21 protein-coding genes are annotated in these 20432 nt (G+C 69.8%); 8 read left to right on the top strand and 13 right to left on the bottom strand.

The features are described from left to right. Window positions 1-25 precede the first annotated feature (25 nt). Complete coding sequence (locus tag ACAM42_RS02755; RefSeq protein WP_369631035.1) at window positions 26-937, bottom strand: LysR family transcriptional regulator; 912 nt, start codon at window positions 935-937, stop codon at window positions 26-28. A gap of 121 nt (window positions 938-1058) precedes the next feature. Between ACAM42_RS02755 and ACAM42_RS02750 the strand changes: the two genes are divergently transcribed. Together ACAM42_RS02750 and ACAM42_RS02745 are read left to right on the top strand one after the other, a co-directional pair. Then, window positions 1059-1991, top strand: coding sequence for a DMT family transporter (locus tag ACAM42_RS02750; RefSeq protein WP_070063742.1), 933 nt, complete (start codon window positions 1059-1061; stop codon window positions 1989-1991). 14 nt (window positions 1992-2005) lie between these two features. Beyond that, entirely contained in the window at window positions 2006-2320 is a 315-nt protein-coding gene (locus tag ACAM42_RS02745; RefSeq protein WP_062480310.1) for a multidrug efflux SMR transporter, read from the top strand. Here the strand turns inward: ACAM42_RS02745 and ACAM42_RS02740 are convergent. Next, complete coding sequence (locus ACAM42_RS02740; protein ID WP_369631034.1) at window positions 2317-3564, bottom strand: class I SAM-dependent RNA methyltransferase; 1248 nt, start codon at window positions 3562-3564, stop codon at window positions 2317-2319. The two genes, ACAM42_RS02745 and ACAM42_RS02740, sit on opposite strands and share 4 nt — an antisense overlap. A gap of 81 nt (window positions 3565-3645) precedes the next feature. On the opposite strand from ACAM42_RS02740, the gene ACAM42_RS02735 reads away from it, so the two are divergent. The 5 genes from ACAM42_RS02735 to ACAM42_RS02715 all read left to right on the top strand — a co-directional run bounded on the left by ACAM42_RS02735 (window position 3646) and on the right by ACAM42_RS02715 (window position 8101). Then, on the top strand, window positions 3646-5472 hold the full coding sequence (locus ACAM42_RS02735) for an ATP-binding protein (RefSeq protein WP_369631033.1): 1827 nt from the start codon (window positions 3646-3648) through the stop codon (window positions 5470-5472). Window positions 5473-5564: 92 nt separating this feature from the next. Continuing rightward, complete coding sequence (locus ACAM42_RS02730) at window positions 5565-6176, top strand: cytochrome b (protein WP_369631032.1); 612 nt, start codon at window positions 5565-5567, stop codon at window positions 6174-6176. Next, a complete protein-coding gene (locus tag ACAM42_RS02725) occupies window positions 6173-6757 on the top strand; it encodes a YceI family protein (protein WP_095949693.1) in 585 nt (194 codons plus the stop codon). Before ACAM42_RS02730 ends, ACAM42_RS02725 begins: the two co-directional genes overlap by 4 nt. A gap of 38 nt (window positions 6758-6795) precedes the next feature. Next, the gene (locus tag ACAM42_RS02720; RefSeq protein ID WP_307587789.1) at window positions 6796-7428 is read left to right on the top strand and encodes a YceI family protein; all 633 of its coding nucleotides are present in this window, start codon (window positions 6796-6798) and stop codon (window positions 7426-7428) included. A 25-nt stretch (window positions 7429-7453) separates the two neighbouring features. After that, window positions 7454-8101, top strand: a complete 648-nt coding sequence (locus tag ACAM42_RS02715; RefSeq protein ID WP_307587626.1) for a LysE family translocator — start codon at window positions 7454-7456, stop codon at window positions 8099-8101. A gap of 4 nt (window positions 8102-8105) precedes the next feature. Here the strand turns inward: ACAM42_RS02715 and ACAM42_RS02710 are convergent, their stop codons facing one another. The 7 genes from ACAM42_RS02710 to argS form a co-directional block, all read right to left on the bottom strand. Beyond that, window positions 8106-9722, bottom strand: coding sequence for a phospholipase D family protein (locus ACAM42_RS02710; protein ID WP_369631031.1), 1617 nt, complete (start codon window positions 9720-9722; stop codon window positions 8106-8108). A gap of 10 nt (window positions 9723-9732) precedes the next feature. Next, window positions 9733-11322: an RNA polymerase factor sigma-54 gene (rpoN, locus tag ACAM42_RS02705; protein WP_354347981.1), complete on the bottom strand. Its 1590-nt coding sequence runs from the start codon at window positions 11320-11322 to the stop codon at window positions 9733-9735. Window positions 11323-11339: 17 nt separating this feature from the next. Continuing rightward, window positions 11340-12134 carry an LPS export ABC transporter ATP-binding protein gene (lptB, locus tag ACAM42_RS02700; protein ID WP_369631030.1) on the bottom strand — a complete coding sequence of 265 codons (795 nt, stop codon included), beginning with the start codon at window positions 12132-12134 and terminating at the stop codon, window positions 11340-11342. Further along, window positions 12131-12850, bottom strand: coding sequence for a lipopolysaccharide transport periplasmic protein LptA (lptA, locus tag ACAM42_RS02695; RefSeq protein WP_369631029.1), 720 nt, complete (start codon window positions 12848-12850; stop codon window positions 12131-12133). The genes lptB and lptA overlap by 4 nt, the downstream gene beginning before the upstream one ends. A gap of 121 nt (window positions 12851-12971) precedes the next feature. Then, on the bottom strand, window positions 12972-13616 hold the full coding sequence (locus ACAM42_RS02690; protein WP_062483056.1) for a thiol:disulfide interchange protein DsbA/DsbL: 645 nt from the start codon (window positions 13614-13616) through the stop codon (window positions 12972-12974). Window positions 13617-13772: 156 nt separating this feature from the next. Next, window positions 13773-14543, bottom strand: coding sequence for an SPOR domain-containing protein (locus tag ACAM42_RS02685; RefSeq protein WP_070063732.1), 771 nt, complete (start codon window positions 14541-14543; stop codon window positions 13773-13775). Between the two features lie 14 nt (window positions 14544-14557). Then, window positions 14558-16243 carry an arginine--tRNA ligase gene (argS, locus tag ACAM42_RS02680; RefSeq protein WP_369631028.1) on the bottom strand — a complete coding sequence of 562 codons (1686 nt, stop codon included), beginning with the start codon at window positions 16241-16243 and terminating at the stop codon, window positions 14558-14560. 132 nt (window positions 16244-16375) lie between these two features. Here argS and ACAM42_RS02675 point away from each other — a divergent pair, with 132 nt between their 5' ends. Further along, window positions 16376-16741, top strand: a complete 366-nt coding sequence (locus ACAM42_RS02675; RefSeq protein ID WP_369631027.1) for a hypothetical protein — start codon at window positions 16376-16378, stop codon at window positions 16739-16741. An 85-nt stretch (window positions 16742-16826) separates the two neighbouring features. On the opposite strand, the gene ACAM42_RS02670 is transcribed toward ACAM42_RS02675, so the two are convergent. From ACAM42_RS02670 to ACAM42_RS02655, 4 genes are all read right to left on the bottom strand, one after another. Further along, on the bottom strand, window positions 16827-17279 hold the full coding sequence (locus tag ACAM42_RS02670) for a DUF2214 family protein (protein WP_056584391.1): 453 nt from the start codon (window positions 17277-17279) through the stop codon (window positions 16827-16829). 65 nt (window positions 17280-17344) lie between these two features. After that, window positions 17345-18271, bottom strand: a complete 927-nt coding sequence (locus tag ACAM42_RS02665; protein WP_062479733.1) for a LysR family transcriptional regulator — start codon at window positions 18269-18271, stop codon at window positions 17345-17347. A 41-nt stretch (window positions 18272-18312) separates the two neighbouring features. Further along, the gene (locus ACAM42_RS02660) at window positions 18313-19503 is read right to left on the bottom strand and encodes a CaiB/BaiF CoA-transferase family protein (protein WP_139702178.1); all 1191 of its coding nucleotides are present in this window, start codon (window positions 19501-19503) and stop codon (window positions 18313-18315) included. After that, window positions 19496-20431 (bottom strand): hydroxymethylglutaryl-CoA lyase, encoded by a 936-nt coding sequence (locus tag ACAM42_RS02655; RefSeq protein WP_354347985.1) that lies wholly within the window; start codon window positions 20429-20431, stop codon window positions 19496-19498. The genes ACAM42_RS02660 and ACAM42_RS02655 overlap by 8 nt, the downstream gene beginning before the upstream one ends. Between the last annotated feature and the right edge of the window lies 1 nt (window position 20432).

Below are 20432 nucleotides of genomic sequence, written 5' to 3'. Positions count from 1 at the left end.
GTTGCACCATGCGGCGCCCGGGCTTCTAGCGGGCCGCCGGCCGCCCTGAGGGCATGGCCAGCACCTTCGCGTCGGCGACGAGCCGCGTGTAGGCGAAGTCGGTGAAGGCCTTGATCCGCGTGACCTCCTTCAGGTCGGGATGCGTCAGCACCCAGACCTGCGTGTCCAGCGCCTCCCGCGGCGGCTCGACCTGCACCAGCTCGTCTTCCGCGTCGGCCAGCATGCACAGGAGCATGCCCAGGCCCAGGCCGCGCTTCACGAGCTGCGTCATGCCGACGAGGCTGTCGACGCGCGCCGCGATCCGCGCCGGCGGCACCTGCTCGCGCAGCCACTTCGCCTGCAGCAGGTGCGACAGGCCTTCGTCGGGGGCGACCCAGTCGTGCGCAGCCAACGAAGTCGTCGCCGGGTGCTTCGCGAGGTAGGCCTTCGACGCATACACCGCCGTCTGCAGGCGCCCCGCCCGGCGCCCGACCAGGTGGTCCGGCGGGGCGTTGGTCGGGCGGATCGCCACGTCGGCCTCGCGCTTGGTGAGGCTCAGGAAGAGGTTGTTCATCACCACCTGCAGCTCGATGCCCGGGTGCAGCGCCCGGAAGTCCGCCAGGATCGGCCCGAGCAGCCCGGCCATGAAGGTGTCGGTGCTGGTGATGCGGATGACGCCGGTCAGCCGCAGGTCGAGCCCCATGAGGTGGCGCTGCGCGGCGTCGATCTGCTCGCCCACGCCCTGCAGGCGCTCGCGCAGCGCCTCGCCGGCCAGCGTCATCGCGTAGCCGGCGGGCAGGCGGTCGAACAGGCGCACCGCCATGCGCGCTTCGAGCGCGCCCAGGCGCCGCAGCACGGTGGAGTGGTTCACGCCCAGCTGGCGCGCGGCGCCGGAAAGCGAGCCGGCCTGGCCGACGGCCAGGAACACGCGAAAGTCATCCCAGTCTGCGTCCTGCATTTATGCATACCCCGGATGCGATTTTTTCGAATGGCTTTGCAAACGTGCCGATCCTACAGTCGTCCGCAAGGGGCCGCGATTCGCCCGCCCCGCATCCACACCACACGGAGGTCGACCCACCATGGACGCGTTTTTCATTCCCGCCTCGCTCGTCGCCGGAGGCCTGCTCGCGGTGCAGGCCGGCGCCAACGCCCAGCTCTCCAAGGCCACGGGCAGCCCCTTCACCGCCACGACCTTGCAGCTGTCGGTCGGCACGCTGGCCCTGCTGGCGGTGGCGCTCGCCACCGGCACGCTGACGGCGCTGGCCGGCCTGCCGGGCGTGCCGTGGTGGCACGTGATCGGCGGCACGGCCAGCGCCTTCTACGTGGTCTCGACCATCCTGCTGTTCCCGCGCCTGGGCGCGGTGGTGGCGGTCGGCCTGTTCATCGCGGGGCAGATGCTGGCCTCGTTCGCGCTCGACACCTTCGGCCTGCTCGGCGTGGCCCCGAAGGCGCTGACACCGGCCATGGCCGGCGGCACGCTGGCCGTGCTGCTCGGGGCCGGGGCCATCGTCGCCGGGCAGGCCGGCAGCCTGCGCCAGGCGCTGGCGGGCAAGGCCGGCTGGATCGTGCTGGCGCTGCTGGCCGGCGCGGTGCTACCGGTGCAGGGCGTGGTCAACGGCCTGTTGCGGCAGGACCTGGGCGCGCCGTTCGCGGTGGGGGCGGTGAGCTTCTTCGTGGCGACGCTGGCGATGGCCCTGGCGCTGCTGCTGGTCACGCTGTTCCGGCGTGCGCCTGCGGCCACGGCACCGCAAGGCACCGCGCTGCGCGGCATGCCGTGGTGGGGCTGGCTCGGCGGTCTTGCGGGCGCGGCCTATGTGACGACGGTGTTCACGGCGATCCCGGCCATCGGCGCCGCGGCCGCGGTCGGGCTGACGGTGGCGGGGCAGCAGGTGGCGTCGGTGTTCGTCGACCGCTACGGCTGGTTCCGGCTGCCGCAGCGCCCGGTGTCGGGCCTGCGCATGGCGGGCGTGGCCGTGCTGCTGCTCGGCGTGGCCATCATCAAGCTGCTGTGAAGGGAGCGAACGCCATGGCCTGGTTCCTTCTGCTTGCCGCCGGACTGGTGGAGATCGTGATGGCCCTCGCGCTGAAGGCCGCGGCGGGCTGGGAGCGCCCCGGCGCCGGTGCGCTGGGCCTGGGCGCCGCGCTGGCGAGCATCGTGCTGCTCACCGCCGCGATGAAGACGCTGCCGGTCGGGACGGCCTACGCGATCTGGACCGGCATCGGCGCCATCGGCGTCACGCTGATCGGCATCTTCTTTTTCCAGGAGAGCGCGGCGCCGCTGCGGCTGGTGTGCATCGCGCTGATCTTCCTGGGCATTGCAGGCCTGAAGCTGCAGTCCTAGGCGTCTGGCGCCGCCGCCCGGTTCGAGCCCCGCACCATGTCGAAACGGAACAGCCGGCATTCGATGGGGCCGTTCCACATCGGCACGCGGCGCGACTCCTTCAGGCGCATCTGCTTGGGCAGCTTCAGGTCGGGCGTGAGCACCCAGGCGGTCCAGCCCGCGTAGTTCTTCTTCCAGTGGGTGGCGAGCTGCGGAAAGAAGTCGCCGCCGTCGCCGCCTTCACCGTCGCCCGGGGTCTGGGCGGCCTCGCGGGCGCCGAAGCGGGCCACGCCACCGACCTCGATGCGCTCGCCGTACGGCGGGTTGAGCATGATCACGCCACCCTCGGCCGGCGGCATGCGCTGCAGGGCGTCGCCGCCGCGGAACTCGATGGCGCCCGCCACGCCCGCGCGTTCGGCGTTGCGCTCGGCAAAATCGACCATGCGGTGCGACACGTCGGAGCCGAAGACGGCGATGGCGCTCGCATGCTGCGCGTTGGCGGCTTCATTCTTGATCGCCGCCCAGACGTGCGCCTGGAACGGCAGCAGCTTCTCGAAGCCGAAGCGCCGCAGCGAGCCCGCCGCGATGCCGCTGGCGATCTGTGCGGCCTCGATGGCGATGGTGCCGCTGCCGCAGCAGGGGTCGTACAGCGGGGCCTTGGCGACCTCGCCGGTCTCGGGGTTCCACCAGCCGCTGGCGGCCAGCATGGCGGCGGCCAGGGTTTCCTTCAGCGGGGCGTCGCCCTTGTCCTGGCGCCAGCCGCGCTTGAACAGCGGCTCGCCCGAGGTGTCGATGTACAGCGTGCAGCTGTCGGTGGTCAGGTGCGCAAAGATGCGGCAGTCGGGCCACTGGGTCTCGATGCTCGGGCGCACGCCGTTGGCCTTGGCGCGGAAGCGGTCGGCCACGGCGTCCTTGATGCGCAGGGTGGCGAAGTTCAGGCTCTGCAGCGGGCTGTGCTGGGCCGTGGTCTCGATCTTGAAGGTCTGCTTGGGCGTGAACCAGATCTCCCAGGCCACGCCGTTGGCGATGGCGTACAGGTCGTTCTCGTTGCGGTACGGCCCATGGGCCAGTTCGACCAGCACGCGCTGCGCGAGCCGGCTGTGCAGGTTGAGCTTGAGACCGTCGCGCCAGTCGGCGCGCACGCGCACGCCGCCGCGCAGGGTGAGCAGGTCCTGCCCGGCACGGCCGGTCAGGGCATGCACCTCCTGGGCAAGGAATTCCTCGACGCCGGCGGCGCAAGGCAGGAAAAATGAGAGATCGTTCACGGAAAGTCGGCCATCGGGAAGCCCGCTAAGGGCCCCCATTGTCGCCGGGGCTGGGGCCTTCTCTATATAGTCGATTTGCCCATGACGCCCACCCCCGCCTCCGCGGCCCCCCCGGCAGACGCCCGCGACGGCGACCACCGCTTCGCGATCCAGTGCGAAGTGCTGCGCTTGTCGATCCGCCCGCTCGGGCCGGTGCTGCTGGTGCAGTACCTGCTCAACTGCGGCGTGGCGGCGCTCTTCGCCTGGCAGTTCTCGCCGGTGCGCGCGCTGGTGTGGCTGGCGCTTGTTACCGGCGTCACGGTGATGCGCGGCTTCTTTCCTCAGCGCCTGCCCGAGCCCTTCACCCCCGCCACCCTGCGCGCCGCGCAGCGCCAGCACACGCTGCGCACGGCCATCTGGGAGCTGGCGCACGGCCTGGCGGGCGGGCTGCTGTTCAACCCCGAGCGGCCCGACCTGCAACTGCTGCTGGGCCTCATCCTCATGGGCATGACGCTGTCGTCGGCGTTCTCGGTGTCGTTCTACACGCCGGCCACGCAGCTGGCCATCACGCTGCTGCTGGCGCCGGTGATCGTCACGGGCCTGTGGCTCGGGGCGCCGGTGATGATGGCCGTCGCGGTGATCGGCATCGGCCTGACCGCGATGATGTGGAAGCTGGTGGCCGACCATTCGCGCCAGCTCGAGGAGAACATCGGCCTGCGCCTGAACGAGCGCACGCTGCGCGAACAGGCGCTGGCCGGCCTGCGCGCCTCCGAGCAGGCCCAGGCCGAGCGGCTGCGCTTCTTCTCGGCGGCCAACCACGACCTGCGCCAGCCGGTGATGGCCATCGGGTTGCAGGCCGAGGTGCTGCGCCAGCAGCTGCAGCACGGCACCGACAGCGCGGCCGTGCAGCACACGGTGGCCTCGCTCTCGCGCGCACAGCAGGCGCTCGAGGGCCTGACCAACCAGCTGCTCGAGATCGGCCGCATCGAGGCCGCGGTCGATCCGCTGCGTCCGGCGGCGGTGGCGCTGGCGCCGCTGCTGAACGAGCTGGCACGCCAGGCCGGCGAAGGCCGTGTCGCGGTGCGCTGCCCGGCCGAGGCGGTGGCCTGGACCGACGCGGTGGCGCTGCGCCGCGTGCTCTCCAACCTGCTGGACAACGCCCTCAAGTTCACGCCGCGCGGGCGCGTGCTGCTGGCCGTGCGGGCGCGCCGCCGGCCCGACACCGACACCGGGCGCGCATGGCGCGTCGAGGTGCGCGACAGCGGCATCGGCATCGCGGCCGAATCGCAGACGCGCGTGTTCGACGACTTCGAGCAGGTCGGCAACGTGGAGCGCAACCTGCAGCACGGCCACGGCCTGGGGCTGGCGATCGTGCGGCGGCTGGCGGGGCAGCTGGGCATCGAGGTCGCGCTGCGTTCGGCGCCGGGCAAGGGCTCGGTCTTCAGCTTCGAGCTGCCGGCGGCCCGCCCCGGTGCGGCGGCCGTGCCGGCCCCCGCGCCCTCCGTGACGATGGACGAGCCCGATGCCGACGCCGAGCTGCGCCCCGGCCTCGCCGTGCTGGTGGTCGAGGACAACATCGTGGTGGCCGACAGCCTCTCGGCGCTGCTGCGGCACTGGCACGTGGCGCCGCGCATCTACGCCAGCGCCGCCGAGGCGCTCGCGCTGGCCGACCTGGACGCGCTCGACGCAGCGCTGTGCGACATCCGCCTGCCCGGCGCGTTCAACGGCATTGCGCTGGCCGAGCGGCTGGCGCAGCGCAAGCCCTCGCTGACGATCGCGCTGATCTCGGCCGACATCACCGAAGCCACGCAGCAGCTGGCCGCCGCGCGCGGCTGGCATGCGCTGCGCAAGCCGGTGCAGCCGGACGCGCTGCGGCGCGTGCTGCTGCGGGCGCAGCGGCAACAGCAACAACCGCCGTCATCGCCGTAGCGCGCGGTGCTTCCCGGCGGGGGCCGGCCCCGCTGCGGTGTCATCGCTTCCGAGCTATGCTCCGCGCACAGGCCGCCGCCGCCCCTGCCCCGATGCCCGTCGAACCCCTTCCCGCTCCTGCCGTTGGCGCCGCCGCCCTGCGCGAGCCCCGCTACGGGCGGGTCGCGATGGCCCTGCACTGGCTGCTCGCGGCAATGATCGTCGGCTCGCTCGGCGTCGGGCTCTACATGACGGGCCTGCCCTTCTCGCCGCAGCGCCTGAAGCTCTACAGCTGGCACAAGTGGGCCGGCATCACCATTCTCCTGCTGTCGGCGCTGCGGCTGCTGTGGCGCCTCACGCACCGCCCGCCGCCGCTGTCGGCGCGGGTGCTGGCGGCCATGCCGGCCTGGCAGCGGGCCGCCCACCGCATCAGCCATGCGCTGATGTACCTGCTGTTCTTCGCGGTCCCGCTGTTCGGCTGGGCCTACAGCTCGGGCATGGGCGTGCCGGTCGTGTGGTTCAGCCTGCTGCCGCTGCCCGACCTGGTGGCGGTCGACAAGGACTTCGCCGAGGCCGTGCTCAAGCCGCTGCACCAGCGCAGCGCCTTCCTGCTGGCCGGCGTCACGCTGCTGCACGTGGCGGCGGCGCTCAAGCACCACTGGATCGACCACGACGGTCTGTTGCAACGCATGTGGCCCGCGCCACGCAAGGAATCCGCCGGATGACGACCCGTCTTTTGTGGGGCACCGCCGCCCTCTTCGGCCTCGCGCTGCACGCCGCGGCCGAGCCCCTGCCGGCCACCACCGCCAAACTGGTGCCCGAGAAGAGCCAGATCGCCTTCGTCAGCAAGCAGATGGGCGTGCCGGTGGAAGGCAGCTTCAAGCGCTTCGACGCGCAGGTCGCCTTCGACCCGAAGAAGCCCGAGGGCGGCTCGGTCGTGCTGCAGATCGACACCGCCAGCGCCGGCTTCGGCGTGCCCATGAGCGATGCCGAGCTGCCCAAGCCGACCTGGTTCGACACCGCGCATTTCCCGCAGGCCAGCTTCCGCTCGAGCGCCATCAAGGCGCTGGGCGAAGGCCGCTTCGAGATGGCCGGCAAGCTCACCATCAAGGGCGTCAGCAAGTACGTGACGGTGCCCGTGAGCATCGTGTCGTCGGGCGGCGCCTACTCGGTCGCCACGGGCACGCTCACGATCCAGCGGCTCGACTACAAGGTGGGCGACGGCGAATGGACCGACACCTCGGTGGTCGGCAACGAGGTGCAGGTGCGCTTCAAGCTGACGCTCGCGGGCCTCGGGCCGCTGTGACGACGATTTCATTTCCCATGCATCCTTCTTCCCTTGCCATGAACAAGCTCTTCTTCGCCGCGGCCCTGTGCGCGGGCGCGGCCCTGCCGCTGGCCGCCACGGCCCAGGAATACACCGCGCCGCCGCTGGCCGCCAAGCCCGCGGGCGGGCCGGTCAAAAATGCGAGCTACGTGATCGACCCGACCCACACCTTCGTCATGTACGAGATGGGCCACTACGGCACCACCACCAACCGCGGCCGCTTCAGCACCAAGGACGGCTCGGTGAAGATCGACGGCACCGGCGCCAGCGGCAAGGTCGACATCACGATGGACATCAGCTCCATCAACACCGGCGTCGACCTGCTCAACCGCCACGTGCAGAGCAAGGACTTCTTCAACGTGGCCGAATTTCCCACCGGCCGCTTCGTGGCCGAGCGCATCGACTTCAGCGGCGACAAGGTGACCGACGTGCCCGGCACGCTCACGCTCATGGGCCAGACCAAGCCGGTGACGCTGAAGGCCGTGCGCTTCAACTGCTACCTGAACCCGCTCATCAACCGCCAGGTCTGCGGCGGCGACTTCGAGGCCACCGTGCAGCGCAGCGACTGGGGCATCACCTGGGGCCTGAACTTCGGCTTCGAGAACAAGGTGAAGCTGCTGGTGCAGGTCGAAGCCGTGAACGTGCAATGAACCCATTCCCCACCGGAGCCTTCCCATGACCGACGCCCACCTTCTGTCCCTGCTCGGCATCGCCGGCGCCATGGCCGTGGGCGCGATGAGCCCGGGCCCGAGCTTCGTCATGGTGGCGCGCACGGCCGTGGCCTCGCGCAGCGACGGGCTGGCTGCGGCGCTGGGCATGGGCGCCGGCGGGCTGGCGTTCTCGATCGCGGCGCTGGCCGGGCTGCAGGCGGCCTTCCTCGCGGTGCCGGGGCTGTACCTCGCGATCAAGGCCTTCGGCGGCGCCTACCTGATCTACCTGGGCTTTCGCATCTGGCGCGGCGCGCGGCAGCCGCTCGCGATCACGCCCGACACGGACGCCTCGCCCCGAAGCCAGGGCCGCAGCGGACGCACCTTCCTGCTCGGCCTGGCCACGCAGATCAGCAACCCGAAGACGGCGGTGGTGTATGCGAGCATCTTCGCGGCCTTCCTTCCGCGTGAGGTGCCGCTGGTGCTGGCGCTCGCGGTGCCGGCCGTGATCTTCTGCATCGAGACGGGCTGGTACGCGATCGTCGCGCTGGCGCTGTCCTCGGCCGCGCCGCGTGCGGCCTACCTGCGCTACAAGACCTGGATCGACCGCGCGGCCGGTGGCGTGATGGGCCTGCTGGGCCTGCGGCTGGTGTGGTCGGCGGTGCGCGGCACCTGAGCCGCTACAACAGGCTCTCGGGCGTGAGCGGCGACAGCAGCTCGAGCATGGTGCGGTCCCAGAAGCCCGAGTCGGGCTCTTCGTGCAGCACGGTGGTCTTGCCGCCTTCCTCGCTGACCCATTCGATGCGCCGCGAGCCGACTGCGCCCGCATTACCGCCTTCGGCAAAGCGCAGCCGGTAGGCGCCCTGCTGCTTGAGCACGTCGAGCAGCTTCAGTGTCTGCTGCGCCATCTCGGGGCTGCGGATGAACAGGCCGATCTCGGTGTTGTGGATCTCGGAGCGCGGGTCGAAATTCATCGAGCCGACGAACAGGATGCGCTGGTCGATCACCGCCGACTTGGCGTGCAGCCGCCCCACCGACGTGCCGAACAAACCCAGCCGCACGCTGCGCCGCGTGCGCGCGGAACTCAGCTCGTGCAGCTCGGCGCCCAACGCGAGCATGTCGGCGCGGTAGCGGCGGTAGGCGGTGTGCACCAGCGGTTCGTCGGTGGCGGCGAGCGAGTTGGTGACCACGCTGATCTTCACGTTGCGCCCGCGGATCTCGCGCATCACCTCCAGCCCCGACGCGCCCGGGATCAGGTAGGGCGAGACCAGCGTCACCTCGCTGCGCGCGCGGCGCATCTGCTCGACCACGTTGTAGCGCACGCTGTCCACGTCGAGCAGCGGCACGCCGCCGTACGACGCGGTCTTGCCGATCACGCGGTCGGGCGAATCGGCATAAGCCTCGGCGGTGGTCCAGATCAGGCCCAGCTTGCCGGCGTCGAGGTCGTCGGCCACCGGGCTGTAGCCGAGCAGGTCGTTGGGCGCAGGCCTGGGCGGCGGCGGCGTGGTGTCGGGGCCGGTGGCGGCGTCGAAGCGGCGCTGCAGCTCTTCGCGCGGCAGGTCGGTGTGCACGACCGCGCCGATCGGGCGCACGTGCGGGCTGTTCCAGTACTGGTCGAACAGCACGCCCAGGCGCGGGATCAGCGCACCCGTCACGAAGGTGTCGAGGTCGATGAAGTTCGGGCCGGTGGTGCGGCGGAAGTACTGGTTGCCGATGTTGCGCCCGCCCGCCACCGCCATCGCGCCATCGGCGATGAAGAGCTTGTTGTGCATGCGGCGGTTGACGCGGCTGAAGTCGAACAGCGACGCGGTGAAGCGCTTGAGCAGGCTGCCGCGCCCCGCCGGGAACGGGTTGAACAGGCGCAGCTCGACGTTCGGCGTGGCGGCCAGGCCGAGCAGCAGCTCGTCTTCGCCGGACGTGTACAGGTCGTCCATCAACAGGCGCACGCGCACGCCGCGCTGGGCCGCATCGCGCAGAGTGCGCAGCAGGTAGCGGCCGGTCTCGTCGTTCTCGATCTGGTAGTACTGCACGTCGAGCGTGCGCTGCGCGCGGCGCGCCAGCTGCAGCCGCGTGTCGAAGGCGAAGTCGCCGCCAGGCATCAGGCGAAAGCCGCTGAGGTCGGGGTCGGGCTGCGAGGCCAGCGCGATCTTGCCGAGCGCGGTGTCGGCCGAGACGGCGATGGCCTTGGTGGGCGGGCGCGGTGCCTCGTCGGGCAGCGTGGCGCAGCCGGCGAACAGCAGCGCCGCAGCCACAACAAGAACCCAATGCCCCCAGCGCGACAGCAGGCGACGGGTCATCGTGGGCTTTCTACAGAGCCTTGCGCAGGTTGGCCGGTGCGATGCGCAGCGCTTCGCGGTACTTGGCGACGGTGCGGCGCGCGCACTCGATGCCCTGCTCTTTCAGCATCTCGGAGATCTGGCTGTCGGACAGCGGCTTCTTGATGCTCTCGGAACTCACGAACTGCTTGATCAGCGCGCGCACCGCGGTGCTCGACGCATTGCCACCGGTCTCGGTGCCCAGCGCCGAACCGAAGAAGTACTTCAGCTCGACCGTGCCGAAGGGCGTGGCCATGTACTTGGCGGTGGTCACGCGCGAGATGGTCGACTCGTGCAGGCCCAGCTCGTCGGCGATCTCGCGCAGCACCAGCGGGCGCATGGCCAGCTCGCCGTGCACGAAGTAGCTCTTCTGGCGCTCGACGATGGCGTTGCTCACGCGCAGGATGGTGTCGAAGCGCTGCTGGATGTTCTTGATGAACCAGCGCGCCTCCTGCAGCCGCTGCGACAGCGCCTGGCTGCCCTCGCCCTTGTGCGACTTGAGCGCACCGGCGTAAATGTCGTGCACGCGCAGGCGCGGCATGACCTCGGGGTTGAGCATGACGCGGAACTTCACGTTGGTGCCGCGCCCGGTCTTGGTGACGATCACGTCGGGAATGACGATGTTGCGTTCGACGTCGACAAAGCGGCGCCCCGGCTTGGGCTCGAGCCGCGCAATGACCTGCAGCGCCGAGCGCACCAGGTCTTCGTTGGTGCGCGTGAGCGTGGCCAGGCGCTTGAAGTCGCGCCGCGCGAGCAGCTCCATGGGCTGCTTGCAGATCGCGATGGCGGTCTTGCGGATGAGCGCTTCGGCCTCGGTCTCGTCTTCGCTGGCAAGCGCCTTCAGCTGGATGCTCAGGCATTCGCCGAGGTCGCGCGCGCCGACGCCCACCGGCTCCAGGCTCTGCAGCAGGCCCAGCGCCACCTGGAAGTGGTGCACGAGGTCGTCGAACTGGTCGTTGTCGTCGCCCGCCAGGCCCGAGGCCAATGCGGGCAGCGAGTCTTCGAGGTAGCCGTCGTCGTTGAGCGACTCGATCAGGAAGCGCAGCGCGGCGCAGTCGTTTTCATTGAGCCGCAGGCTCAGCGCCTGGCGGTGCAGGAACGACTGCAGCGACTCCTGGCTGCGCGCGAGTTCGGTGGCGTCGGCACGCTCGTCGTCGCCCAGGTTGTTCTGGCGCGCGGGCGCGTCGCTGCCCCACTCGCTGTCGTCGGGCGCCATGTCGACGGTGCCGTCGCCTTCCCAGTCGGGCTCGCGCTCGGCGATCTCGGCGGCGGGGCCGTCGGTGTCGGGGGTCGAGGTGGTGGTGTCGCTGGAGGTGGAGGACGTGCTGGCGGCGGACGGCGTGAACTCGGCCTCGCCCTCGCCCGCGTCGTCGCGCGGCACCGGCGCGTCGGCCGTGTCCAGCCCGAATTCCTCGCGCGCCGCTTCTTCCGCGGTGCGCTCGAGGAACGGGTTCTCGTCCAGCATCTGCTCCACCTCCTGGCTCAGTTCGAGCGTGGAGAGCTGCAGAAGCCGGATCGACTGCTGCAGCTGAGGCGTCAAGGCCAGATGCTGCGAAACGCGAAGGGACAGCCCTTGCTTCATAGGAACCGCCCCCGCCCTTACATGCGGAAGTGCTCGCCCAGGTACACCCTGCGTACCTCGGCGTTGTCGACGATCTCCGAGGGTGTGCCTTGTGCCAGCACGTGCCCGTCGCTGATGATGAACGCGTGATCGCAGATGCCCAGCGTCTCACGCACGTTGTGGTCGGTGATGAGCACGCCGATGCCGCGCTCTTTCAGGAAACTGATGATCCGCTGGATCTCGATCACGGCGATCGGGTCGATGCCGGCGAAGGGCTCGTCCAGCAGGATGAAGCGCGGCTGTGTGGCCAACGCACGCGCGATTTCGACGCGGCGGCGCTCGCCGCCCGACAGCGCGAGCGCGGGCGAATCGCGCAGGTGGTCCACGCGCAGGTCGGACAGCAGGTCGGCCAGTCGCTCTTCGGTGGCCTGCTTCGACAACGGCACCATGCGGCCGTTGGCGTCGGGCTCGCGCTGCAGCTCGAGCACGGCGCGCACGTTTTCCTCGACCGTGAGCTTGCGGAAGATCGAGGCTTCCTGCGGCAGGTAGCTCAGGCCCATGCGCGCGCGGCGGTGAATGGGCATGTGGGCGATGGGCTCGCCGTCGATGGTGATCTCGCCGGCGTCGGCGCGCACCAGCCCGACGATCATGTAGAACGAGGTGGTCTTGCCCGCGCCGTTGGGGCCGAGCAGTCCGACGACCTCGCCCTTTTGCACGTCGAGCGAGACGTCTTTCACGACCGTGCGGCTGCCGTAGCTCTTCTTGAGGCCGCGCGCCACGAGGCGGCTGCCCGGAATGCCGTCGGCGGTCTGGGTTCCTGCGGTTTCGATCACTTGCGCCCTTCCCCTTCGGGGCCGCCCAGCGTGGTGCTCGGACGCAGCCCGGCGCCGGGCGCGGGAGTGGGTGCCGGGGCCGCGGGCTTCTTGCCACCGGCCGCGGGTGCGGAGCCGGGCGCCGCCGGGGCCGGCGTGGCCTTCGGCGTGAGGATGGCCTTGACGCGACCGCCGCCGCCCGCCGAGACGCCGGCGTTCGGCGGCACGAGGGAGCCGTTGACGGTGTAGGTGTCGTTGCTCTGGTCGTAGACGATCAGCGCGCCGCTGCTCTCGTCGTTGGCCGTGGCGCCGATCAGCCGGCGCATGACGGCGCGGCGGATGAACTTGACGTTGTCGGCGCGGCTGTCGTACTCGATGACTTCCGACTCGCCCTCGATCCACTCGTCGCCGGCGTTGCGCTTCTGCTTGTAATAGGCCAGCTTGCCGGGCGCCGCCGTGACCACGCCGTACTGGTAGCCCTCGGCGTCCTGGCGCACGTCCAGCCGCGCGCCGCGGATGATGATCGTGCCCTTCGTGACCAGCACGTTGCCGGTGAACACGCTGGTCTGTTTCAGGTCGTCGTAGCGCATCGAGTCGGACTCGATGTTCATCGGCTTGGTGCGGTCGGCGGTTTCGGCCAGGGCGCCCGAGGCGGCACCGGCCAGCAACAGCGCACCGAAAGCCAGGCGGCCGAGGCGACGAAGGGTGGGGAATGTGGGGATGGAGGGCAATGTCATAAAGGCACGAAACTTGCTCTGAAACATTGTATGCGTGGGATGGCAATTGCCCACCGCCGCCAATGAAAAAGCCCGCCGAAGCGGGCCTTGCATTCGACCAAAAAGCAGGTCGCCGGGTCGGTCAGCCCTTCTTGGCTTCGCCGATGAGGAAGGTCGCGACCTGCAGCACCTTGGACATGCTGCCGGCGGTTTCGCCGTCCACATACCAGCGGCCCGCCACGGCCAGGGCCGGCACGCCGGCGACCTTGTAGGCCTCGGTCTGCTGCGCCGCGCGGCGGGCCTTGCTGGCCACGCCGAAGGACGCAAAGGTTTCCTTGAACTTGGCGCCGTCGAGGCCGGCACGCTCGGCCCAGGCCTGGATGTTGGCGTCGCCGTTCAGGTTCTGGCGCTGCGCGTGGATGGCGGCGAACACCTTCGAGTGGTACTCGTCCAGCTTGCCCATCGCTTCGAGCGTGAAGTACAGGCGCTGCTTGGCTTCGACGTCGTTGCCCACGAAGGGCACCGGGATGCGGCGGAAGGCCACTTCCTTCGGGGCCGCCTTGACCCAGGCTTCGAGCGACGGCTCGAAGTCGTTGCAATGCGGGCAGTTGTACGAGAAGAACTCGACCACCTCGACCTTGCCGGCGGGTGCATCGACGGGCACGCGCTTGTCGAGCACGAGGAAATCGGTGCCGGCCTTGGGGGCGCGCTGGGCGTGTGCCGGAACGGCAGCCAGCGAAAGCAGCCCGATCGAAGTGGCGGCCAGCGAAAAGTCACGACGTTTCATGGAAAAGGTTCTCCTGTGGGTACCGCAGTACAGAGCCGGCGCGCCGCCGGGAGTTCCCCGTGGACGGCGCGACCGAGGCGCTGGAATTGACAAACGAGTGCGGCAGATGCCGCGCGGGCGAGAGCTTAAAGGCTGTTCAAGAAAGGCGCTGACGGGTCAGCGCTGCACGCGCACCAGCGCCGATTCGAGACCGCCGCCATCGAGCCGTTCCTTGAGCCGGTCGGCGTCGTCCTTCTTGTTGAACGGACCCGCGCGCACGCGGTAGACCGTGCGACCGGCCTGCTCGCGCTCGGTGACCTTGGCCTCGACGCCCATGAGCGACAGCTTGGCGCGCTGCGCCTCGGCGTCGTCGGTGGTGCGGAAGGCGCCAGCCTGCACGAAGTACATGAAGGGATCGGCACCCGACGACGACGGTGCGGCGGCGGTCGTGTGGCTCGGCGCGGCGGACGCGGTGGTCGTGCTGCTGCCGCCTGCGCGGGCCCGGGCGAGGTCGCCCAGCGGATCGTTCGACGGCGGCAGGGCGTTGGCTTCGGCCGGCACCGGCGCGGGGCGCGTCGGCTTGGGCGCCACCACCACGGGGGCCGGGGCGGTGACCGGCGCGGTGGCGACGGGCGGCGTGCCGGGGGCCACGGTGGCGGGCGCGCCGGTGATCGGGTTCACCGGGCCGGTGGCCGTGGCGGCCGGCGGCGTGGCGGCCGGCTTGGGCGCGCCGGCCTTGCCGGCCAGCGGCGCGTTCGGGTCCCAGTCGCGGTTCTTGCGGGCTTCGGCTTCGTCCTGCTCGGCACCGCCGCGTTGCGTCTTGTTGACGAACGGGATCGGCACCTTGGTGACGTAGACCGCGATGCCCAGGGCGACGCCCAGACCGAGCACCAGGCCGATGATCAGCCCGATGACGATGTTGCCGCGTTGTCTGCTTGTCTTCTTCATGTTCAGAGGGTGATTCACATCTTGCTCGGCGCACTGACGCCGAGGATCGCGAGGCCATTGTGCAGCACCTGCGCGGCCGCTGCGACGAGTGCGAGACGCGCCAGCTTGACCGGCTCGTCGTCCACCAGGATGCGCTCGGCATCGTAGTAGCTGTGGTAGCTGGCCGCGAGTTCGCGCAGGTAGAAAGTCACGTCGTGCGGGGCGAAATCCTTCGCCGCCGCCGTCAGCATGGCCGGGTACTTGGCCAGCAGCAGCATCAGCGCCTGGGCCGCCGGGCTGTCCAGCGGCGACAGGTCGACCGCCTTGAGCGCGGCCACGTCGCCGCCCCAGGCCGCGAGCACCGAGCAGATGCGCGCGTGGGCGTACTGCACGTAGTACACGGGGTTGTCGTTGTTCTTGGTGACCGCCAGGTCGACGTCGAAGGTGTATTCGGTGTCGGGCTTGCGGCTGAGCAGGAAGAAGCGCACGGCATCGGTGCTGGTCCACTCGATCAGGTCGCGCAGCGTGACGTAGCTGCCGGCGCGCTTGCTGATCTTGACCTCTTCGCCGCCCTTCATGACGCGCACCATGGTGTGCAGCACGTAATCGGGGTAGCCCTCGGGAATGCCTTCGCCCGCGGCCTGCAGGCCGGCGCGCACGCGCGCGATGGTGCCGTGGTGGTCGGTGCCCTGGATGTTCACGACCTTGTGGAAACCGCGCTCCCACTTGGCGATGTGGTACGCCACATCGGGCACGAAGTAGGTGTACGTGCCGTCCTTCTTCTTCATCACGCGGTCTTTGTCGTCGCCGTAGTCGGTCGACTTCAGCCACAGCGCGCCGTCCTGCTCGTAGGTCTTGCCGGCGGCCACGAGCTTGGCCACGGCCGCCTCGACGCGGCCGCTGGTGTAAAGGCTGGACTCGAGGTAGTAGTTGTCGAAGCGCACGCGGAAGGCCTGCAGGTCGAGGTCCTGCTCGCGGCGCAGGTAGGCCACGGCGAATTCGCGGATGCTGTCCAGGTCGTCGATGTCACCGCTGGCGGTGTACTCGCGGTCGTCCGACTTGACGGTCTTCTTGGCCTTGAAGTCCTCGGCGATGTCGGCGATGTAGTCGCCGTTGTAGGCCGGGGCTTTTTCGCCGCTGGGCCACTCGGGGTCGCCGGGCTTGAAGCCCTTGGCGCGCAGCTGGGTGCTGTTGGCCAGCGTCTGGATCTGCACGCCGGCGTCGTTGTAATAGAACTCGCGCCACACACTCTGGCCCTGCGAGGCCTGCAGGTTGCAGATGGCGTCGCCCAGCGCGGCCTGGCGGCCGTGGCCGACGTGCAGCGGACCGGTCGGGTTGGCCGACACGAACTCGACCAGCACCTTTTCGCCGGTGGCGGGCTGCTGGCCGAAGCCTTCGCCGGCGGCCAGCACCTCGCGCACGATCTGCTGCTTGGCGGCGGCCTTCAGGCGGATGTTGAGGAAGCCGGGGCCGGCGATCTCGATGGCCTCGACCCATTGGCCGAAAGCGGGGGTGGCGAGCAGCGCAGCGCTCAGTTCCTCGGCGAGTTCGCGGGGCTTGCGCCCCAGCGGCTTGGCGAGCTGCATGGCAGCGGTGCTGGCGAAATCGCCGTGCGCCGCCACCTTGGGCGACTCGAACGCGGCTTTGGCGCCGGCGCCGGGAGAGAGGGTTTCGAGCGTGTTCGCGAGCGCCGCGAGCAGCTCCTGTTTGACCAATAGCATCTGTGAATTTTACCGGGGGCAAACCCGGACCCAGTTAACGATCGTCATCCGATGGGCGATGTCGCCCGTTAGGATGGTCGGCCCCGAGGCGGGGCGTCTGTCACAACCCAACCTTGCAAGGACATATCCACCATGAAGAAGCTCCTTTCCCTGGTCGCCTCCACCGTCGCGCTCGGCGCCTGCCTGTCGTTCAGCGCCTACGCGCAGGACAAGGCACCCGCCCCGGTCGTGGCCCCCGCCGCCGCCGCCGCACCTGCGGCAGCCCCTGCCGCCGCGGCCGCACCCGCCGGTGGCGCCAGCTGCGATGCCAAGGCCATCGACAAGAACGGCAAGCCCCTGGCCGGCGCCGCCAAGAACAGCTTCATGAAGAAGTGCACCAAGGCCGCCGCCGGACCCGCCTGCGCCGCCAAGGCGGTCGACAAGAACGGCAAGGCCCTGGCCGGTGCCGCCAAGAACAGCTTCATGAAGAAGTGCGAAGCCGACGCGGCCAAGGCCTGATCCGGCGCGGCGCCGTGTGGCGCTGACATTTGTTACTCCCGAAGGGCCCGCTCATGCGGGCCTTTTCTTTTGTCTTTTGTGTTGGTTACTTGCCGAAGCCGCGCGCCAGGAACACCGCCACCAGCGGGATCAGCGCGATCAGGTGCGCCTGGATCATCACCAGCTTGCGCGTCTTCAGGATGTCGGCCTCCGCGGGCAGCTTGCCCGTGGCGCGCAGCGTCTTGCGCCAGCGGAAATAGGTCAGCGTCGGGAAGATCGACAGCACGCCCACGATGATGAACAGCGTGAGCTTCACGTGCAGCAGAGGGTTGGTCCAGTACCAGGCCGTGCCCTTCACGCCCCACCAGGTGCGTGCGATGCCGGTGGCCAGCACCGCGATGGCGGCGATGCCGTAGACCATGTCGACCTTGGCCAGCCGCTCGACCACGGCGGCATTGAGCCATTGCACGCGGCACAGCGCGGCTTCACTGGAGATGAACACGACCATCGTGAGGATGGCCAACAGATGCAGGTAGGCGAGGATGGCTTCGAGGGTCATCGGAAACTTTCTTCATCGGGGGTTGCAAGCAAATGCAAAAAGCATTGTGCCGCCCGGTCACGATTTCAGGACCGCCCGCCCCAGAATTCCGGCTGCCCGTACTGCGCTTTGAGGAAATCAAGCCACAGTCGCACGCGCAGCGGCAGGTGCTTGGTGCCTGTGAACACCGCATAGATGCCGTTGGGCGGCGCGGCGAAGTCGTCGAGCAGGGGCACGAGCAGGCCGGCGTCGATCTCGGCCTCGACCTCCCAGGTGCTGCGCCAGGCGATGCCGTGGCCCGCCAGGCACCAGTCGTGCAGCACCTGGCCGTCGGAACAATCGAGCGGGCCGCTGGGGCGCAGGTGGATGAGCTCCTGCACGCCCTCCTCGCTGGTAATGCGAAAGGCCCAGCCGCGCGTCTGCGAGGCGTCGCTCGACAGCGTGAGACAGGCAAAGCGCGACAGCTCGCCGGGGTGCTTGGGCGCGCCGTGGCGGCGCAGGAACTCGGGCGTGGCGACGCAGCGGCGGCGGTTGTCGGCCAGGCGCACGCTCACCAGCGACGAGTCGGGCAGGTCGCCCACGCGCACGGCGCAGTCGAAGCTCTCGCCCGTGACGTCGACCACGCGGTCGCTGAGGTTCAGCGAGATCGTCACTTCGGGATGCAGCGCATGAAAGCGCGGCACCAGCGGCGCGACGTGGCGGCGGCCGAAGCCGGCCGGCGCGGTCACGCGCAGGTGGCCGCTGGCCTTCACGCCGCCGGCGCTCACGCTGGCCTCGGCGTTCGCGAACTCGGTCAGGAGGCGCTGGCAGTCTTCGAGAAAGGCGCTGCCTTCGTGCGTGAGCGCGATGCGGCGCGTGGTGCGCACCAGCAGCTTGACGCCCAGGCGTTCTTCGAGCGCGTCGATGCGCCGGCCCATGATCGCGGGCGCCACGCCTTCCGCCTTGGCCGCCGCGGTGAGGCTGCCGCGGGTCGCGACCGAGACAAAGGATTCGAGCTGCTTGAGGCGGTCCATGGCGCGGGAACTATATCGCCCGCCACCGCCTTCTCGCCTTCTCAGTCGCCGGCCGTGACGCCCTGCGCCCGCAGCGCGGCGATGTCGCCGTCGCTGTAGCCCACTTCTTTCAGCAGCGCCTCGCTGTGCTCGCCGATATGCGGCGGCTGCAACCGGATGCCGGGGCGCTCGCCGCCCAGCGTGAACGGCGCGAGCGGCACCTTGGCCATGTGGCCGTCGTTCATGCGCACGGGCGCGAGGCCGCCGGTGGCGTTGAGGTGCGGGTCGTCGAACAACTCCTGCGGCTTGGTGATGGGCGCGAAGGGCAATTCGTTCTGCTCGAACACCGCGCTCAGTTCGGCCGCGCTGTGGTTGGCCAGGTGCGAGCGCAGGATCGGCATCATCCACTCGCGTGCGCGCACGCGGTCGTTGTTGGTCTTCAGGCGCGGGTCGGCCAGCATCTCCTCGAGGCCGAAGGCCTTGCAGAAGATGGCCCACTGCTTGTCGCTCACGGCCGCCAGGAAGATCTGCTCGCCGTCCTTCACCGTGAACACGTCGTACACAGCCCAGGCCGAGATGCGGCTGGGCATCGGGTCGGCGGCCTTGCCGGTGGCGGCGAACTGCATCATGTGCTGGGCCACGAGGAAGACGTTGTTCTCGAACAGCGCGGACTGCACCTCGCAGCCCTTGCCCGTGAGCTCGCGCTGACGCAGCGCGGCCATCGCGCCGATGGCGCCGAACATGCCGCCCATGATGTCGTTCACGCTGGTGCCCGCGCGCAGCGGATCGCCGGCGCGGCCGGTCATGTAGGCCAGGCCGCCCATCATCTGCACCACCTCGTCGAGGGCCGTTCGGTGGTCGTACGGGCCGGGCAAAAAGCCCTTGTGGCTCACGTAGATGAGGCGCGGGTTGAGCTTGGCGAGCGTGTCGTAGTCGAGCCCCAGCTTCTTCATCGTGCCGGGCTTGAAGTTCTCGCTCACGATGTCGGCGGTGGCGATGAGGCGCAGCGCGGCCTCCACGCCCTCGGGCTTCTTCAGGTCGAGCGCGATGCTCTTCTTGTTGCGGTTGAAGGTCGGGAAGAAGCCCGCGCCCGAGCCCAGCAGGCGGCGCGTGTTGTCGCCTTCGATGGGCTCGACCTTGATGACTTCGGCGCCCAGGTCGGCCAGCAGCAGGCCGCAGGTCGGGCCCATGACCATGTGGGTGAACTCGACGACGCGCACGCCCGCGTAGGGCAAGGGATTGGCTTCAGACATGAGAGAGGGTTTCCTGGACAAAGCCCTTGGGCAGGCCGGCTTCGGGCGTCATGCCGTAGACCGGCTCGCCGGGCAGGCCGGCCTTGAGCGGCGCGCGCGCCGCGATGAGTGTGTCGATGTCGATGCCGGTGCGCACGCCCATGGCCTCGAACATGAAGACGAGGTCTTCGGTGACGGCATTGCCCGACGCGCCCGGCGCATACGGGCAGCCGCCGAGGCCGCCGAGCGAGGCGTCGAAGGTGCGCACGCCCTCGTCCCACGCGGCCAGGCAATTGGCGATGCCCAGGCCGCGCGTGTTGTGCATGTGGGCCGCGCCCGCGTGCACGCCGAGTTCGGCGCGCAGCCGTTTGAAGAGGCGGCGCACCTGCGCAGGGTTGGCATAACCCACGGTGTCCGACAGGCCGACCTCCTGCGCGCCGGCCTCGACGCACTGCACGGCCAGGCGGATCACGTCGTCTTCCGGCACCAAGCCCTGCAGCGTGCAGCCGAAGGCGGTGGAGATGCCCGCTTCGAGCTTCACCTGCGGCGCGAGGGCAGCGCGCAGTTCGGCGATGGCGCGCACCTCCTCGACCATCTCGGTCGGCGTCTTGCGCACGTTGGCCAGTGAATGCGCCACGCTGGCCGACACCGGCATCGTGAGCTTGTGCACGCCCGCCTCGAGCGCGGCCTGCGCGCCCTTGCGGTTGGGCACCAGCGCCATCACCACGAGGCCGGGCAGCGTGACCGCGTGGCGCACCACCTCGGCGGCGTCGGCCATCTGCGGCAGCAGCTTCGCGGGCACGAAGGAGGCGACCTCGATCTCGCGCAGGCCGGCGGCATGCAGCGCATCGATCCAGCGCAGCTTGTCGGCCGTGGGCATGGTGGCCTTCACGGACTGCAGGCCGTCGCGCGGACCGACCTCGCTGATGAGAACGTCGGGGGAGGTCATC

It is taken from the genome of Variovorax sp. V35 (assembly GCF_041154465.1).
In the GTDB taxonomy this organism is placed as follows: domain Bacteria; phylum Pseudomonadota; class Gammaproteobacteria; order Burkholderiales; family Burkholderiaceae_C; genus Variovorax; species Variovorax boronicumulans.
This window is presented reverse-complemented; position numbering and strand designations above follow the sequence as displayed.

Bases quoted from the DNA above. Each gene is read 5' to 3' on its own strand.
- ACAM42_RS02755 (WP_369631035.1), bottom strand. From the start codon at position 937: ATGCAGGACGCAGACTGGGATGACTTTCGCGTGTTCCTGGCCGTCGGC.
- ACAM42_RS02725 (WP_095949693.1), top strand. From the start codon at position 6,173: ATGACGACCCGTCTTTTGTGGGGCACCGCCGCCCTCTTCGGCCTCGCG.
- ACAM42_RS02655 (WP_354347985.1), bottom strand. From the start codon at position 20,431: ATGACCTCCCCCGACGTTCTCATCAGCGAGGTCGGTCCGCGCGACGGC.
- lptA (WP_369631029.1), bottom strand. From the start codon at position 12,850: ATGACATTGCCCTCCATCCCCACATTCCCCACCCTTCGTCGCCTCGGC.
- ACAM42_RS02685 (WP_070063732.1), bottom strand. From the start codon at position 14,543: ATGAAGAAGACAAGCAGACAACGCGGCAACATCGTCATCGGGCTGATC.
- ACAM42_RS02720 (WP_307587789.1), top strand. From the start codon at position 6,796: ATGAACAAGCTCTTCTTCGCCGCGGCCCTGTGCGCGGGCGCGGCCCTG.
- ACAM42_RS02745 (WP_062480310.1), top strand. From the start codon at position 2,006: ATGGCCTGGTTCCTTCTGCTTGCCGCCGGACTGGTGGAGATCGTGATG.
- ACAM42_RS02715 (WP_307587626.1), top strand. From the start codon at position 7,454: ATGACCGACGCCCACCTTCTGTCCCTGCTCGGCATCGCCGGCGCCATG.
- ACAM42_RS02670 (WP_056584391.1), bottom strand. From the start codon at position 17,279: ATGACCCTCGAAGCCATCCTCGCCTACCTGCATCTGTTGGCCATCCTC.
- ACAM42_RS02660 (WP_139702178.1), bottom strand. From the start codon at position 19,503: ATGTCTGAAGCCAATCCCTTGCCCTACGCGGGCGTGCGCGTCGTCGAG.
- ACAM42_RS02730 (WP_369631032.1), top strand. From the start codon at position 5,565: ATGCCCGTCGAACCCCTTCCCGCTCCTGCCGTTGGCGCCGCCGCCCTG.
- ACAM42_RS02690 (WP_062483056.1), bottom strand. From the start codon at position 13,616: ATGAAACGTCGTGACTTTTCGCTGGCCGCCACTTCGATCGGGCTGCTT.
- ACAM42_RS02750 (WP_070063742.1), top strand. From the start codon at position 1,059: ATGGACGCGTTTTTCATTCCCGCCTCGCTCGTCGCCGGAGGCCTGCTC.
- ACAM42_RS02735 (WP_369631033.1), top strand. From the start codon at position 3,646: ATGACGCCCACCCCCGCCTCCGCGGCCCCCCCGGCAGACGCCCGCGAC.
- ACAM42_RS02665 (WP_062479733.1), bottom strand. From the start codon at position 18,271: ATGGACCGCCTCAAGCAGCTCGAATCCTTTGTCTCGGTCGCGACCCGC.
- ACAM42_RS02675 (WP_369631027.1), top strand. From the start codon at position 16,376: ATGAAGAAGCTCCTTTCCCTGGTCGCCTCCACCGTCGCGCTCGGCGCC.
- ACAM42_RS02710 (WP_369631031.1), bottom strand. From the start codon at position 9,722: ATGACCCGTCGCCTGCTGTCGCGCTGGGGGCATTGGGTTCTTGTTGTG.
- argS (WP_369631028.1), bottom strand. From the start codon at position 16,243: ATGCTATTGGTCAAACAGGAGCTGCTCGCGGCGCTCGCGAACACGCTC.
- rpoN (WP_354347981.1), bottom strand. From the start codon at position 11,322: ATGAAGCAAGGGCTGTCCCTTCGCGTTTCGCAGCATCTGGCCTTGACG.